The 14,782-nt window shown below is 69.0% G+C and carries 15 protein-coding genes; 7 read left to right on the top strand and 8 right to left on the bottom strand.

Annotated elements, in window-relative coordinates; all coding sequences use genetic code 11:
• Positions 1-58 precede the first annotated feature (58 nt).
• The 6 genes from ACZ3HV_RS13980 (at position 59) to ACZ3HV_RS13955 (ending at position 5,796) form a co-directional block, all read left to right on the top strand.
• A complete protein-coding gene (locus ACZ3HV_RS13980; protein ID WP_360372624.1) occupies positions 59-1,333 on the top strand; it encodes a magnesium transporter MgtE N-terminal domain-containing protein in 1,275 nt (424 codons plus the stop codon).
• Positions 1,323-1,853, top strand: coding sequence for a DUF1003 domain-containing protein (locus ACZ3HV_RS13975; RefSeq protein ID WP_465684204.1), 531 nt, complete (start codon positions 1,323-1,325; stop codon positions 1,851-1,853). The genes ACZ3HV_RS13980 and ACZ3HV_RS13975 overlap by 11 nt, the downstream gene beginning before the upstream one ends.
• 49 nt (positions 1,854-1,902) lie before the next feature.
• Positions 1,903-2,802 (top strand): zinc metalloprotease HtpX, encoded by a 900-nt coding sequence (gene htpX, locus ACZ3HV_RS13970; protein ID WP_465684202.1) that lies wholly within the window; start codon positions 1,903-1,905, stop codon positions 2,800-2,802.
• A gap of 4 nt (positions 2,803-2,806) precedes the next feature.
• A complete protein-coding gene (gene pspAB / locus ACZ3HV_RS13965; protein ID WP_465684200.1) occupies positions 2,807-3,370 on the top strand; it encodes a PspA-associated protein PspAB in 564 nt (187 codons plus the stop codon).
• Between the two features lie 116 nt (positions 3,371-3,486).
• Entirely contained in the window at positions 3,487-4,632 is a 1,146-nt protein-coding gene (locus tag ACZ3HV_RS13960) for an Mrp/NBP35 family ATP-binding protein (RefSeq protein ID WP_465684198.1), read from the top strand.
• A gap of 69 nt (positions 4,633-4,701) precedes the next feature.
• Positions 4,702-5,796, top strand: a complete 1,095-nt coding sequence (locus ACZ3HV_RS13955) for a GNAT family N-acetyltransferase (RefSeq protein ID WP_465684196.1) — start codon at positions 4,702-4,704, stop codon at positions 5,794-5,796.
• Here the strand turns inward: ACZ3HV_RS13955 and ACZ3HV_RS13950 are convergent.
• The gene (locus tag ACZ3HV_RS13950) at positions 5,769-6,218 is read right to left on the bottom strand and encodes a hypothetical protein (protein ID WP_465684194.1); all 450 of its coding nucleotides are present in this window, start codon (positions 6,216-6,218) and stop codon (positions 5,769-5,771) included. The two genes, ACZ3HV_RS13955 and ACZ3HV_RS13950, sit on opposite strands and share 28 nt — an antisense overlap.
• Positions 6,219-6,309: 91 nt before the next feature.
• On the opposite strand from ACZ3HV_RS13950, the gene ACZ3HV_RS13945 reads away from it, so the two are divergent.
• Positions 6,310-6,897, top strand: a complete 588-nt coding sequence (locus ACZ3HV_RS13945; protein WP_465684192.1) for a TetR/AcrR family transcriptional regulator — start codon at positions 6,310-6,312, stop codon at positions 6,895-6,897.
• On the opposite strand, the gene ACZ3HV_RS13940 is transcribed toward ACZ3HV_RS13945, so the two are convergent.
• From ACZ3HV_RS13940 to ACZ3HV_RS13910, 7 genes are all read right to left on the bottom strand, one after another.
• Positions 6,894-7,232: a sec-independent translocase gene (locus tag ACZ3HV_RS13940; protein ID WP_465684190.1), complete on the bottom strand. Its 339-nt coding sequence runs from the start codon at positions 7,230-7,232 to the stop codon at positions 6,894-6,896. The genes ACZ3HV_RS13945 and ACZ3HV_RS13940 overlap by 4 nt on opposite strands.
• Before the next feature lie 101 nt (positions 7,233-7,333).
• Positions 7,334-8,806, bottom strand: coding sequence for a S1C family serine protease (locus ACZ3HV_RS13935; protein WP_465684188.1), 1,473 nt, complete (start codon positions 8,804-8,806; stop codon positions 7,334-7,336).
• Between the two features lie 75 nt (positions 8,807-8,881).
• On the bottom strand, positions 8,882-9,937 hold the full coding sequence (locus ACZ3HV_RS13930; protein WP_465684186.1) for a sigma-E factor regulatory protein RseB domain-containing protein: 1,056 nt from the start codon (positions 9,935-9,937) through the stop codon (positions 8,882-8,884).
• Between the two features lie 3 nt (positions 9,938-9,940).
• On the bottom strand, positions 9,941-10,552 hold the full coding sequence (locus ACZ3HV_RS13925; RefSeq protein ID WP_465684184.1) for an anti-sigma factor family protein: 612 nt from the start codon (positions 10,550-10,552) through the stop codon (positions 9,941-9,943).
• Entirely contained in the window at positions 10,549-11,217 is a 669-nt protein-coding gene (sigE, locus tag ACZ3HV_RS13920) for an RNA polymerase sigma factor SigE (RefSeq protein WP_465684182.1), read from the bottom strand. The genes ACZ3HV_RS13925 and sigE overlap by 4 nt, the downstream gene beginning before the upstream one ends.
• A gap of 150 nt (positions 11,218-11,367) precedes the next feature.
• Positions 11,368-11,589, bottom strand: a complete 222-nt coding sequence (locus tag ACZ3HV_RS13915; protein WP_360372662.1) for a biotin/lipoyl-binding carrier protein — start codon at positions 11,587-11,589, stop codon at positions 11,368-11,370.
• A gap of 105 nt (positions 11,590-11,694) precedes the next feature.
• Positions 11,695-14,772 carry a sugar-binding protein gene (locus ACZ3HV_RS13910; protein WP_465684179.1) on the bottom strand — a complete coding sequence of 1,026 codons (3,078 nt, stop codon included), beginning with the start codon at positions 14,770-14,772 and terminating at the stop codon, positions 11,695-11,697.
• Between the last annotated feature and the right edge of the window lie 10 nt (positions 14,773-14,782).

The raw sequence follows: 14,782 nt of genomic DNA, 5'->3' as shown, positions 1-14,782 counted from the left end.
GTCTACGGTTCCGACGCGGTGCCGAGGCCTGGGGAACGTGGCGGGTTAGCCTTCGAACATGAGTGGCTCACCGTCGCGCGTCTATGTCGCCCGGCTGGCCGGTCTCCCGGTGTACGACCCGAATGGGGATCAGGTCGGCAAGGTGCGCGATGTCGTGGCGATGATGCGGCAAGGCACCCAGCCGCCTCGAGTGCTCGGTCTGGTGGTGGAGGTGTTCACCCGGCGCCGGATCTTCGTGCCGATGACCCGGGTGACGTCCGTCGACGTCGGGCACGTCGTGACCACCGGTCTGGTCAATATGCGGCGGTTCGAGCAGCGACAGACCGAAGTACTGGTGCTTGGCGAGATGCTGGACCGCACTGTCACCATTCGCGAGACCGAGGCGACCGCAGTCGTGTTCGACATGGCTATGGAGCAGCGGCGGACGCGGGACTGGGTGCTGTCGAAGGTGGCGGTGCGAGAGCCCACCAAACGGTTCCGTCGGCGCGGACAGTCGCATGTGCTCGACTGGGCCGACGTCAGTGGCTTCGCCCAGGTCGAGGAGGGGCAGGGCGCGACGCACATCCTGGCCGCGTTCGAGTCGATGAAGGCCGCGGACCTGGCCGGCGTACTGCACGAGTTGTCTCCCAAGCGGCGCAAGGAGATTGCGGCAGCCCTGAACGACGAGCGACTGGCCGATGTGCTGGAGGAGCTGCCCGAGGACGACCAGGTGGAGATCCTGGCCGGTCTGGACACCGAGCGGGCCGCGGACGTGCTCGAGGAGATGTCACCGGACGACGCGGCCGACCTGATCGCCGAGTTGCCGACGGACACCGCGGAGCGCCTGCTGACGCTGATGGAGCCGGACGAGGCGGAAGACGTACGGCGGTTGCTCACGTACGAGGAACGCACTGCCGGCGGACTGATGACGTCGGAGCCGGTCATCCTGCCGGCCGACGCGACCGTGGCGGATGCACTCGCCCACGTGCGGAACGCGGAGCTGAGCCCGGCCCTGGCCGCCATGATCTACGTCTGCCGGCCACCGCTGGAGACTCCGACCGGACGGTTCATCGGAGTCGGCCACATCCAGCGACTACTGCGCGAACCACCGTCCGAGCTGGTGTCCGCCGCCTTGGACACCGATCTGGACGGACTGCGGCCGGACGACAGCCTGACCGCGGTCAGCAAGTACCTGGCCACCTACAACCTGGTCGCGGCACCAGTGCTCGACGACGAGGGCCGGCTGCTCGGTGCGGTCACGGTCGACGACGTCCTCGACCACTTGCTGCCCGACGACTGGCGTGAACCGGATCAGCCCAGCGATGCCCAGGAGGTGGACCACGATGCCTCGTGACGACCGCAGCACCGACGACCGCCGCCTCCGCAGTACCGCGCGACTCGATGTGCCGCGGGACTGGCGACGTACGTTCGTACCGCGGCCGACGTACGACGCCGACGCGTTCGGGCGGCTGTCGGAGCGGATCGCCCGTTTCCTCGGCACCGGGCAGTTCCTGGTCTACATGACCGCGACGATCCTGTTCTGGGTCGGCTGGAACATCTTCGCGCCGGCGAGCGTGCGCTTCGACCAGTACCCGTTCATCTTCCTGACCCTGGCGCTCAGTCTGCAGGCGTCGTACGCCGCTCCGCTCATCCTGCTCGCGCAGAACCGGCAGGAGGCCCGCGACCGGGTTCAGTACGAACGCGACCGCGACGTCGACTCGCGGACGCGCGCCGACATGGAGTTCCTGGCCCGGGAGATGGCGTCGCTGCGGATGGCCGTCGGCGAGGTCGCGACCCGTGATTTCCTCCGCTCCGAGCTCCGCTCGTTGCTCGCCGATCTCGACCTGAAGAGCCGCGAGGACGACCGCGTTTGAGCTCTTCGGAGCCGAGCTACGCTCGTTGTCAGGTGAGAGAGGACGTTGAATGAAGACTCGATTCGCGCCGGACCGGGGGCTGTCCAGGCGGATGGTGCTCACGAGCTTCCTGCTCGGTCTGCTGTACGTCGGTTTCGTGGCACTGCTGATCGCGCTGACCAGCAGCGCCGTACTGGCGATCATCATCGCGGGTGGCGCGTTGTTCGTGCAGTACTGGTTCTCCGACCGGATCGCGCTGTACGCGATGCGCGGAAGGATCGTCACGCCGGAGGAGGCTCCGCAGCTGCACGGCGCGATCGACCGGCTGTGCGCACTGGCCGACATGCCGAAGCCGCGGGTCGCCATCGCGGACGTCGACCTGCCGAACGCTTTCGCCACCGGCCGGAACCCGAACAACGCGGTCGTCTGTGTGACGACCGGGATCATGCGCCGGCTGGACGCGGACGAGCTCGAGGGTGTGCTGTCGCACGAGCTCTCGCACGTCGCGCACCGGGACGTGGCCGTGATGACGATCGCGTCGTTCCTCGGCGTCCTGGCCGGCCTGATCACCCGCTTCGGCCTGTACGGCGGCCTGGGGCGGAACCGTGACCAGAACACCGCGGTCATCGTGCTCACGATCATCGCGGTGTCCATCGCCGTGTACGCGATCTCGTTCGTGCTGACCCGGGCGCTCTCGCGCTACCGCGAGCTAGCGGCGGACCGGGCCGGGGCGATGCTGACCGGGAGACCGTCCGCACTGGCGTCGGCGCTGACGAAGATCAGCGGGGACATCGCGCGGATACCGTCACGCGACCTGCGGCAGGCGGAGGCGTTCAACGCGTTCTTCTTCGCGCCCGCGATCTCCGGCAAGGGTGCGAGCCTGTCGTCGCTGTTCTCCACCCACCCGCCGCTGGAGAAGCGACTCGACCGCCTCGGTGTCCTGTCCCGCGAACTGGGCGAGCAAGCTTAGACCTATGGGCCTTCTCGACATCTTGCTCGGCCGGAGCAAAGCCGTCCCGCCGAACCTCGATCAGCTGTTCTCGCTTCCGTCGGCCGCGATCACCCTGGAGACCGCGGCCGGCTACCGCCCGACCGGCAGTGGTTCGGTCTGCTTCAAGGCGGCCGAAGGTGGTGGTTTCTCGACGCTGCGCGAGGAGGTCGACAAGCTGCTCGCCCTCGACAACGGCAAGTTCACCACCCACACGGACTCCTACGGCTTCACCTGGCTGGTCCGCGAGACCTCGCCCGACGACCTCGAGGGCCTCGTCACCGACCTCCACGCCGTCAACACCTCCCTGGTCGACGCCGGCTTCGGCTCAGCCCTGCTGTGCACCCTGATCGCCTTCACCAACGCCTCGAAGTCGATGGGCCTGGTCTACCTCTACAAACGCGGCTCCTGGTACCCGTTCGTCCCCACCGGCGCCGACCGCCGCGACAACGCCACCGAACTCCAACTCCGCTCGATCATCGGCACCGACCTCCGCATGGAACAAGACCTCTCCCGCTGGTTCCCCGTCTACGGCGCCCCCGGCCTCTAACCCCACCGCGCCGTACCGTCCCGCGCGCCGTCCTGTGACCGCGTGGGGTGGGTTGTTGGGGGTATGTCACATGGACCGGGGTCGGGTGGGGGTGTTGGAGCACGTAGCCTTGGGGTATGGCTCCCACTGCTGATCAGGTGACCACGGCGCTCGGTGGTGTGCTGGATCCGGAGATCAAAAAGCCGATCACGGACCTCGGCATGGTCGAGTCCGTCGTTGTGCGCGACGACGGCGTCGTCGCCGTCCGGATCCTGCTGACCGTCGCGGGCTGTCCGATGAAGGACACGCTCCGGCGCGACACCACGGCCGCGGTCAGCAAACTCGACGGCGTCACCGGGGTCGAGATCGACCTGGGCGTGATGTCGGCCGAGCAGCGGGCGGCCCTGCAGACCCAACTCCGCGGCGGCGTCGCGGAGAAGGAGATCCCGTTCTCCCGGCCGGACTCGCTGACCAAGGTGTTCGCGATCGCGTCCGGCAAAGGCGGCGTCGGCAAGTCGTCGGTCACCGTGAACCTCGCGGTCGCGATGGCCAAGCAGGGGTTGTCGGTCGGCGTCCTGGACGCGGACATCTACGGGCACTCGGTGCCGGCCATGTTCGGGGTCGCGGACGAGCGGCCGACCGCGGTGGACGACATGATCATGCCGGTGCCCGCGCACGGCGTGAAGGTGATCTCGATCGGCATGCTGAAGCCGAAGCGGGACCAGGTGGTCGCGTGGCGCGGCCCGATCCTGGACCGCGCGCTCGTCCAGATGCTGGCGGACGTGTACTGGGGCGACCTCGACGTACTGCTCCTCGACCTCCCGCCCGGAACCGGTGACATCGCGATCTCGGTCGGCCAGCGGCTGACCAGCGCCGAGGTGATCGTGGTGACGACGCCGCAGGAGGCCGCCGCCGAGGTGGCCGAGCGGGCCGGCACGATGGCGCAGATGGTGCACCAGCGGGTCGCGGGCGTGGTCGAGAACATGTCGTTCCTGCCGTGTCCGCACTGCGGTCCCGAGCACCGGATCGAGATCTTCGGCACGGGCGGTGGGACGCGAGTCGCGGAGACCCTGTCGGCGCGCCTCGGGTACAAGATCCCGCTGCTGGGTGAGATCCCCCTCGATGAGCGACTGCGCAGTGGTGGCGACCTCGGCAACCCGCTGGTCACCACCGACCCGGACACCCCGGCCGCGCAGGTCCTCGACCAGATCGCCGCCAAACTCGGCGGCCGCCCCCGTGGCCTCCTGGGTCGCCAACTGGGCCTCTCCCCCGCCGGCCGCTGACCCTCGCCGCATCCGCGGAGCCGTACCCGCGGTTCCGCCAAGACCCTCGGTGGTTGTTGACTAGGCCGGGTGCCGACTCCCGCAGAGCACCCGGTCCTGACCGACGGCGTCGTGACGCTCCGAGCGCCGCGCCCTGACGACATCCAAGGCCAGATCGACCGCCAGGCCGAACAGCCCGGACGCCGCTTCGGCGCCGAGGACGCCCGGCGGTGGATCACCTACGGCATCACCGAGGCCTGGGCGAAGCACGAGCGGCTCCTGTTCATCATCGAGTACGACGGCCGGTACGCCGGATCCGTCGCGCTGGAGCCCGACACCGACGGCAACGCGCGGGTGCACTACAGCCTGTCGCGCTGGGCTCAGGGTGCTGGGGTGGTGAGCCGGTCGGTGCGGCTGCTGCTGGAGTTCGGGTTCACCACCTGCGGGTTTCATGTCATCCACTGGTGGGCGCGGGTCGGCAACTGGCCGTCGCGCCGGGTGGCGTGGGCGACCGGCTTCCGGTTCGGCGAGACCATTCCCGCGTTGGCAGAGGAAGGCGGCGAGCGAGTGGATGCCTGGACGGCCTGGATCGGGCCGCAGGATGCGCGGGAGCCGAGGAGGCCGTGGTTCGAGCATCCGGTGCTGGAGACGCCGCGGCTGACGTTGCGCACCTGGCGGGAGGACGAGGTCGCGCGGATCACGACGGCTCGGACCAACCAGGCGACCGCGCACTTCCTGCCGTTCATCCCGCAGCCGTTCACCGCCGAGGACGCGCGGTTCTGGCTGCAGGACATGGCCGAACAGGCCGCCACCGGCCGAAGGTTCAACTGGTGCGTGGCGGACGCCGAGACCGACCAAGGGCTGGGCAACCTCACCCTGTTCGGGATCCACTACGACTCTGTGCGTGACGGCGAGCTCGGCTACTGGTTGCATCCCGACACGCAGGGCCGCGGCGTGATGACCGAGGCGATCGAGCGGGTTGCCGAGTGGTACTTCGCCCCGGAGAACGACGGCGGGTTCGGCGGCCGCAGGCTCTTCATCCGTACGGCGGCCTCCAACACAGCGGCCCGCCGAACCGCGGAGAAGGCCGGCTTCCAGCTGACCGGCACCGAACGCGAAGCCTTCCCCCTCTCGACCCACCTCGACGGCAAGGTCACCTACGACCTCTTGGCCACAGACCGCTGACGGAACAGCTGGGCCACCGCGACCGCGCCGGCCACAGCAGGGAGCAGAGCGAGGACGCCCCAGAGCGGTGTGAACGGGTGCACGCCGTACTCGGAGGAGACCAGCAGGAGTACGCCGAGAGTCGCCGTGAGCAGGACGGCGAGGACGCCGAGGCCAGCGGCGATCAGGCGACGTGAACGGGCGAGGCCCGCCACCAGGAGCCAGAGCAGGGCATCGAGTACGGCGACGCCGTACAGGAGGCCGTAGAGCGCCCCTTCGGACGCGTGCTTGCCGTGCTGCGCGTAGGCGGTGGTGGCGTGGTCTGCCAGCGTCCGGCCGCCGGCCTGGTCGACGACTGCGACCACGGCGAGCACGACCGAGAGTCCGACTGCGAGCCACGCCGTGCGCCGGCCTGCCGGATTTTCAGATAGTGACTGTCTCATGCGAGTGACTGTACGAAAGTGTCCGAGTGACAGTCAACAGCTTTAGATAGTGACTTGCTGAAGCGTGTCACTGTCTCTTAAGGTGCCCGGTATGGCTACTGGTCTGCGGGAACGCCGGCGCGTGAAGGCGCGGCGCACCATCCAGGAGTGCGCGCTGGATCTGTTCGACCAGCGCGGTTTCGCGGCGGTGACGATCGAGGAGATCGCCGCCGCGGCCGAGGTGTCGCCCTCGTCGGTCTACCGCTATTTCGGCACCAAGGAGGGCATCCTGGTCGCCGACGAGTTCGACACGATGAGCGAGGAGGCCCTGGCGGAGATCCTCGACCTGAACGATCCTGTCGGCAGCCTGATCCGGATCGTGCAGAACTACGAGGCCGCCTCACCAGACCCGCAAGCCGAGCCGAGCCCTTGGCGCCGGGTGCGGTACTTCTTCCAGGAGCCGTCCGTCCGGATGGCCTTCTGCGCCACGCTCGACCGCGCGGGCCGGCGCATCACCCCGCTGATGGCGCGCTCCGGCAGCCTGACCGAGATCCAGTCCCGCGTCGCCGCCAACGCGCTTGTCTTCGGCTACTTCGCCGCGTTGGAGCAGTGGTACCTCGACGGCGGCACCCAGCCGATCGCGACGTACGTCGAAGACGGTCTGGCCGCACTCCGACCGATCTGGGCGCCTCTGGACTAGGTCGACTCGGGGTCGTACGGCGGCTTCTGGCCGGCCGGGAGGCGTTGCGGGGAGTCGCTCAAGTCGGCGACGGGCTTGTCGTCGTCGTAGTCGTCGGAGCCCTCGAGCAGGTGCTTGCGGACGAAGTTCTTCGGGTTCAGGTCCTGCAGGTCGAGGTCGGCGAACTCGGGACCGAGCTCATTGCGCAGATCGTTCTGCGCGTTGCTGACCATCTGGCGGACCTGGCGCAGCAGCTTGCCCGCCGTACGCGCGAACTCCGGCAGCCGATCCGGGCCGAAGACGAGCACGGCGACGATCGCGATCACGACCAGCTCGAGCGGCCCGATGCCGAACATGTCCCCACCTCTCTGTACGTCAGCCCCGACGCCGACCAGGGTATCCCGACTGTGGTCACGCCGCCTGCCGGGTCAGCCGATTCCGGACACCAGCGAAGGGCTCAGCCGATCTGCTGCGCCAGCGTGACCGTGGCCTCCCGGGGCTTGCCGCTGCGCTCGAACGTCAGCCGCACGCTCTCCCCCGGCTGATGGGTCCGGATCGCGACGATCAGCGCCTCCGCGGAATCCACCGCCTGGTTGTTGATCGACGTGATCACGTCACCGACCCGCATCCCGGCCCGCGCGGCCGGAGAGCCGGCATTGACCGCGCTCACCCGCGCACCGCCCTCGAACTGCATGTCCACGCTTGCCCCGATCACCGGGTACGACGCCACTCCGTTGGCGATCAGCTGCTGCGCCGTACGCCGGGCCTGGTCGATCGGGATCGCGAACCCGAGGCCGATGTTCCCGCTCTGACCCTCCTCGGCCCCGCGGACGGTGGCGATCGCCGAGTTCACCCCGATCACCCGCGCGTTCATGTCGACCAGCGGGCCACCGGAGTTGCCCGGGTTGATCGCCGCGTCGGTCTGCAGGGCGTTGATGTACGACGTCTGGTCCGCACTCTCGCCCGTGGTCACCGGACGGTTCTTGGCCGAGATGATCCCCGACGTCACCGTGCCCGCCAGCCCGAGCGGCGAGCCGATCGCGACCACGTCCTGCCCGACGACCGCCAGGTCCGACCGGCCGAACTGCACCGACGGCGCGTCCAGCCCGACCACCTGCACGACGGCCAGGTCGTACGCCGGGGACCGGCCGACCAGCCGTGCGGTCGAGGTCTTGCCCTTCTCGGTGAGGACCTGGATCGAGCCGCCCTTGGCCGCGCCGGCGACGACGTGGTTGTTGGTCAGGATGTGCCCGGCGTTGTCGATCACGAACCCGGATCCGGTGGCGTCGGAGTTGTCCGCCCCCTCGACCTTCAGCTGGACGACGCTGGGCAGCAGGGTGGCGGCGACAGCGGAGACGGATCCGCTCCGGATCTTCGGGTTGGCGCCGGTCCCCACCGGCACGTTGGGCTGGTCGGCGACCGGGGTGCTGTTGTGGTCCAGCGCGACGACCGTCGCGGCCGCACCGGCACCGGCGATCACGCCGATCACCAGCGCGACGACGGCGGCGATGACGACGACCCGGTTGGCCTTCGGTGCCGGGGCCGGGGTGTACGCACGGGCCTGCTGCTGGTGCCAGTCGAGCGGCGGAGGCGGTGTGTACGCCGGCCGGTACGCCGGTTGCTGCGTCGGCCACGCCTGTCCCTGATACACCGGCCGGAAGGTCGGCTCCTGCGGCTGCGGCTTGCCGAAGCTCCGCTGCGTCACGGACCGTCCGTTCGTCTGCCGGTACGGCGCGTCACTGCCCGGCGTCCGCAGCGGGGCGCTCCCCGCGCCCGATGCCGGCGGCGCCAGCGAGGTCACCGGTGCGGAGCCGTTGGTCACGGGTGCGGAGCCGTTGGGCGCCGCGGGGGGACCGTCGGCGGTCGGAAGCGCTGCAGTGGGTTCCGAAGTCGGATTCGGAACTGTCGGCTCGGCGTCGTCGCTGCTCACGGTCCCCGCCTCACGTCGTCGTGGTCGTCGGTCGGGAGGTCCTGCTCGGGTGACGAGAGGCACTTCCAGATTCGATTATCCCAGTTTCGGCGAAAGCGCACCCATCGGAGTGAGCCAGGTCGCGATTTTCGCCAGCCCGGTCCCCATCCGCTGGATCGCGGAGAGCTTGACCGGAACGTCGTGCGGGAACGCCTGGACGACCTGCCCGAGCGTGTCCGGCGGCAGGTCCCCGATCAAGGTGTAGACGATCCCTCCGGACGACCAGACGACGTACGACGGCATTCCGTAGCGGAGGTAGACACCCGGGTTCCCGGTGCTGCTGAAGCCGGCCACGGCCGCCGGGTCCAGTGCTCCGCGCTGCTCGAAGAGTGACACGTTGAACAATCCGTCGGAGTACGAGAACTGCAGGGACCCGTTACTCGTGTCCTTGTGAACGTCGTACAGCTGCAGCGATGCGGGCAGCTCCGGCGCGCAGACCCAGCCCTCGGACCGCAGGTTGTCGACCTTGCCCAGACCGAGCGCTTCCACCCCGTTCGGCACCATCGGAGGCAGGTGGCTGATGAACTCCGTGTCCTCGATCTCCAGCTCGGTGAACACGGTCGCCCGGACCATGGTCTTGCCGTCCACGCTGAACAACTGCCGCTGCAGAAGCAGTCCGGTCGCCTTGTCGATCCAGAACCGTGCCGCCAGCGTCTGGTCGGCCCGCAATGCCTCCACCAGTACGGCGCTCCGCCCGATGGTGTCCGTGCAGCACTTGTAGACCAACTGGTACGTCGCCTGCAGCAAAGCCAGCGGTCCGCCGTCGATCGCCGCCCCCGTGGTCGTCGCGCGCTGCACGAAGGCCTTGGCGCCCGGTGCGGGTGACGAGCCGACCACACTGATCTCGGAACCTTGTGACGCCGCGTGCACGATGTCGAGCATGGCCGAGCTCGCGCCCTGCGGTCCCCAGGCGGTGATGATCTGCGTGCCGTGGTACGAGACCTGGTTCGGCGCCGCGGCGGCGCGCTTCAGCCAGCTGATCGCCAGCGGCGAGTCCGCACGCGTGGCGGCCGGCGCGGCGGAGGCGGGCATGGGCAGGCCGAAGCCGATCAGAGCGGTGCTGACCAGTACGGCGAGCCGGGAGAGGCTCACAGCTCAGCGTCCTGTCAGGGCCACCGGCTGCAGCGTCGGGTTCAGCCCTGCATACCCGGTCCCGTTGTAGGAGTTCAGTAGCGCGACCGGGTCGGCGAACGGCGCTCCGCCCGTCGTACTCGCGTGGTCGGAGGAGAAGCTCGCCACCGGCGGCTGCAGTGCGGGCGGCTGCTCGGATCGGGCCGGATCTCCGACGACGAACGCCGTACCGAGCAGTGAGGCGACCGCGGCGGCCGAACCGGCCGCACCAAGCACGCCGGTGCGCCGCCGGGACCGCGTGGTGCGCGGTGCGCCCGGCCGGGTGCCACCTGTACGCCCGGCCGGGAACGCGGACCGCTGCGGGAAGAGGGTGACGGCCGGCGTGAGCACCGGACGAACCTCCTCACGCGGCTCTGGGGAGAACGACGAGACGCCCATCAGGCGCTGCATCAGGTCAGTGGAAGGCTCAGGCTGCTCCAGCGCCGCCATCCGGGCCTTGAGCCGGCGCTGTGCGTCCACCTCGGCGCGACAGGTGTCGCAGCCGACCAGGTGGCTCAGCACCTTGTCCCGGGAATCGTGGTCGAGCGCGCCGTCGACGACGGCACTGAGCTTGTCCATCGGGTGCTGAAGGCTCACCGGTGCTCACCTCCAGCGTCCACGTGCCTTTCGGCGGGCGGGCCGCCGACCCGGGTCTGACCGGACCGCGGGGCCCGGTGCTCCAGGTGCTTGCGCAGCATCGACCGGCCGCGGTGGATCCGGCTGCGGACCGTGCCGAGCTTCACGTCCAGGACGTCCGCGATCTCGTCGTACGTCATGCCCTCGATGTCGCAGAGCACGACCGCGGCGCGGAAGTCCTCCGGCAGCGCGTCGAGCGCGTCCTGCACGTCGTGGTCGAACAGGTCGGAGTCCAGCTTCTCGGCCGGGCCCTCACCCTTGGCCGGCAGCCGGTCGTGCGCGTCCTCCGGCAGGCCGTCGAAGCGGATCCGCTGCTTGCGGCGGGCGCCATCCAGGAACAGGTTCGTGGTGATCCGGTACAGCCAGCCCTCGAAAGTGCCCGGCGTGTACGACGACAGCGAGCGGAAGACCCGGACGAAGACCTCCTGGGTCAGGTCCTCGGCGTCGTGCTTGTTCCCGGTCAGCCGGTACGCGAGCCGGTAGACCCGGGCGGAGTGGGTGCGGACGATCTCGTCCCACGACGGCAGCGCGTCCGGAACGGGCTGCAGCGCGGGCACCACTGAGGTGTCGGCCGGCTTCACCGCAACGCCTCCCTGGGTCCTCTCGGCAATAAGCGTGAAGGCCATGGTGCCGCGGTCACCGTCCTCTGCGCACGTCGGGAAGACCCGGGGAAAACCCTGAGTTCTTCGTACGACGGCTCAACGCGGCGCTCCAGCCGGAAGTTCCCGGCGGGTGCCCTCACCGGTAAAGACGCGTGGGCGGCCATTTCGGTTTGATCACTTCTCTTCTATGACAGCGATCGGGTCGCCGTCGCGGACCACTTCGCCCTCGACGACCCGCAGCTCGACGATGGTGCCGGAGACCTCGGCCAGCACCGGGATCTCCATCTTCATGGACTCCAGGATGACCAGGGTGTCGTCCGGCTCCACCGTGTCGCCGGCCCGGGCGGTGACCTTCAGCACATTGGCCACCAGCTCGGCCACCACGGTGTGACTCAACTCGCACTCCTCCGGTCCGGAACTCCCGCCTCGATCCTAGGCGGGGCGGACCAGACCGGCGTAGGTACCCCGGGGGCAGCTTCCGGGGCACCTACGCCGAGTTACTCACCCTGCACAGTTGATAGCCGGGTAGTTGAGGGTCAGGCGGGTGTACTGCGGTGATCCGTTGTTCCAGCGGTACGCCGCTGTGGTGAGCGATCCCGCGGCCAGCGACGTGCCGCCGGCCGGGAACGCGTGGTAGGCGCCCTTGCCGGCCGCGACCGACGAGATCTTCTGCTCACCGAGCGGAGTGGTGAAGCGGACGTCCATCGGCGCTGAGCCTGCGTTGTACGCGTACACCGGAAGCACTGCCGAGCCACTCCAGCACTGCGGCCGTACCGTCGTGGTGATGCCGAAGATCGCGTCCGTCGCGCTCGCCGGTGCCGCTGGTGTGGCGTCCAGCCGGATCGCGTTGAAGCCGGCCGGGTTCTTCGCCTCCGCGACGCCAGTCCCCCACGTCAACCAGCCACGGCGGCCCGTGCCGTCGTTCTCGTTGACCACCACCGTCGTGGACAGCAACCGGTCGGCCGGCGCGAACTCCAGCGTGCTGAAGGGAATGGCGACCTCGTACGTCGTGGTGTGGGCCTCTGCATCACGCACAACCTTGGCCTGGACGCCCGGCGGCGTACCGGCGAGCTCCACCGGAGTCCACCGCCATGTGTCCACTGTGCCTGCGTCTGTCAGGGCGGCACCGATCTCCTGGGTCCTGGTCGCTTCCCCCGGCGCACCGGCTGTCATGCCGATCTGCAGACCGTCCCCACCCCAGATGTTGCCGTTGCGGTTGGGCTGCGAGAACACGTCGTCGGTCACCTTCGCCGACAGGTAGAGGTTCTGATCGTCGTGGGTGAGCCACAGTGATCCGGACAGGTCGCTCGGTCCGCCCCATCCAGTCACCGGTGGTGTGCCCGTGCCTTCCAAGGCGATCGGCGTGACCTGACTCAGCTCCGGATCGATCACTCCGTCGAGTGCAACGGTGTGCTCGGTCGCGACTGTCGGCGTACCGACGGGCTTGAGCTTGCCGGATGCCTTGAAGAAGCCGACGCCCGAGATCCGCAGGCTGGCTGCCCAGTCCGACGCCGCCGTGACTGTGAGCGGTACGTCGGCCGACGCCGTACCGTGCGCTGCGATCGTGGTGCCACCTAGGAGCGTTCCCGATCCGGGACCGGACGCCCAGTCGAGTCCGGCGACCGTGTACGAGTGGGACGACGCGTTGGTGACGCGGAGCCGCAGCAGGTCCTGTCCGCTGGTGCTCAGCACGTGTGACCCGGTGACAGTCAACGGTGGGGTCGCCGTACCGCTGGTGCTCAGGAGTGCGGCCGGAACACCGTCCACGGTGACCTTGGCGGTGTACGTGCGGGCTCCGGTCGAGTTCTGAGCCGGGTAGGTGACCGGTGCGGACGCCGTACCAGCCGCAGGGACGTTGCCACTCGTCTGGCTTCCGCCCGCGTCGACAGTGAAAGCGTGTGCGGTCGAGTCAGGGTTCGTGAAGGTCAGGCTGCCGCTGACCGGGTCACCGGCGATTTCAGGAGTGACCGACAGGGCAAAGCGGTTCGAAGGGGCCACGCCGCTGATGGCGCCGCGCAGGTACACCGGCTCGGGTCCTGCAGTCACCCACACATGGCCGCCCGCATCCGCCGTCAGGTTGGTCACAGCGCCGTACATGCTCGTCACCTGAACGGTCGAGCCTGGCGGCGCCGCGGCGTTCACCAGTCCGGGTGTGGTGGACCAGACGGCGTGCACACTCTGCCCGCTGCCGGCGTTGAAGGCGACGTCGTAGCCGTTGGTGCCGAACTTGGTCTGACCGATCAGCGGCAGCTCGTCGATCTGCCGGGCCAGTACGGCGGTGGCGGTGTACGACGGCTTCGGTACCAGGGCACCGCGGGTGTCCTGGCGGTTGCGGACCAGTCCGAAGCGGTGCTCGATGTTGGCCGGGTCGGTGCCCGAGTCCATGAAGTTGTAACCGCTGTAGCGAGCAACACCGTTGCCGAAGGCAAGCAGCTCACCGCGGACCAGGTCACGCGCCTGGACCGGCTCGCTGACCGCACTGGGGTTCGTTCCGGTCGCCCAGCCCTGCTCGGAGATGTAGATCGGCTTGGTCGAGCCGTGCGCGGCCATGATGCCGCGGATCGTGTTGACGTACGCGACCGACGCCTCCGGGTCGTTCGGCTGCACGTACGGGTGGATGGTGACCGCGTCGACGTAGTCCAGGCCACCCAGGTCCGCGAACCGGGTGAACCAGGCCTGCCAGTCCGAGATGACTGCCAGCGACGGACCGGTGAGCTTGACGTCCGGGTGCGTCGCCCGGATCGCCGGGCTGACCATCTTCAGCAGTGCGACGTAGTTGTCGGCGGTACCACCAGCAGCGCCGTCCAGGTCACGCCAGTTCCACTCGTTCCACAGCTCGTACGTCGTGTGCGCCGTACCGAACTCGTCGACCGCGGCCACGGCGTACCGGGTGAAGGCCTGTCGCTGCTCGTCGGTCGACGGCGCCTCATCCGGGTAGTAGAGCGTGTTTCCGTAGTCGAGGATGTTCAGGAAGTCGACGTTGTTCGCGTCCAGCGCGGCCTTGTAGTCCTTGACCTTCTGCGGGAACTGGATCACCCCCTTCGTGGTCTCAGCGCTGGCCCAGAACGCCTCGTCCCGCGCGGTCGAGATGCCACCCATCGCCAGCAATGGCACGGAGTCGAGGCCCGGGTTGGCGCCCCTACTGAAGCCCAGACCGGTGGCGACACCGATCCGGGTGTCGGTCGAGGTGGAGAAGTCGTGCGGCGTGAGTACGGAGAAGTCCGTGCCGCCGTTGGTCACCCAACCGTCGGAGGCTGTCGCAGTGAGGTCGACCTGGTACCAGCCCGGCGTACCGATCGAGAGAGCGAGTTGGCCGTTCAGCGACGCGGCCGAGGCCGAGCCCTTGGCGACCTCGGTACCGGTCGCGTCCCGCACGGTCCAGCCGACCGTTGCGGCGTCAGTGGTGAAGCCGAGCTTGACCTGCTGACCGACGGTGAACGCGTTGCCGACCGTGGTCGGCACGATGGTCAGCGCCGGGGCCGCAGCGGCGGCCGGCAGGGCGGTGGGGATCTGTACTACGGCGGCCAGCAACAAGCCGGCCGTGAGAAGACCGACTGCGCCGGAGCGGCGACGGGTCATGGAGTTCTCC

The sequence above is a fragment of the Kribbella sp. NPDC020701 genome, assembly GCF_055562215.1.
The sequence above is the reverse complement of the archived record's forward strand: the minus strand, read 5'-3'. Positions and strand labels throughout refer to the sequence as shown.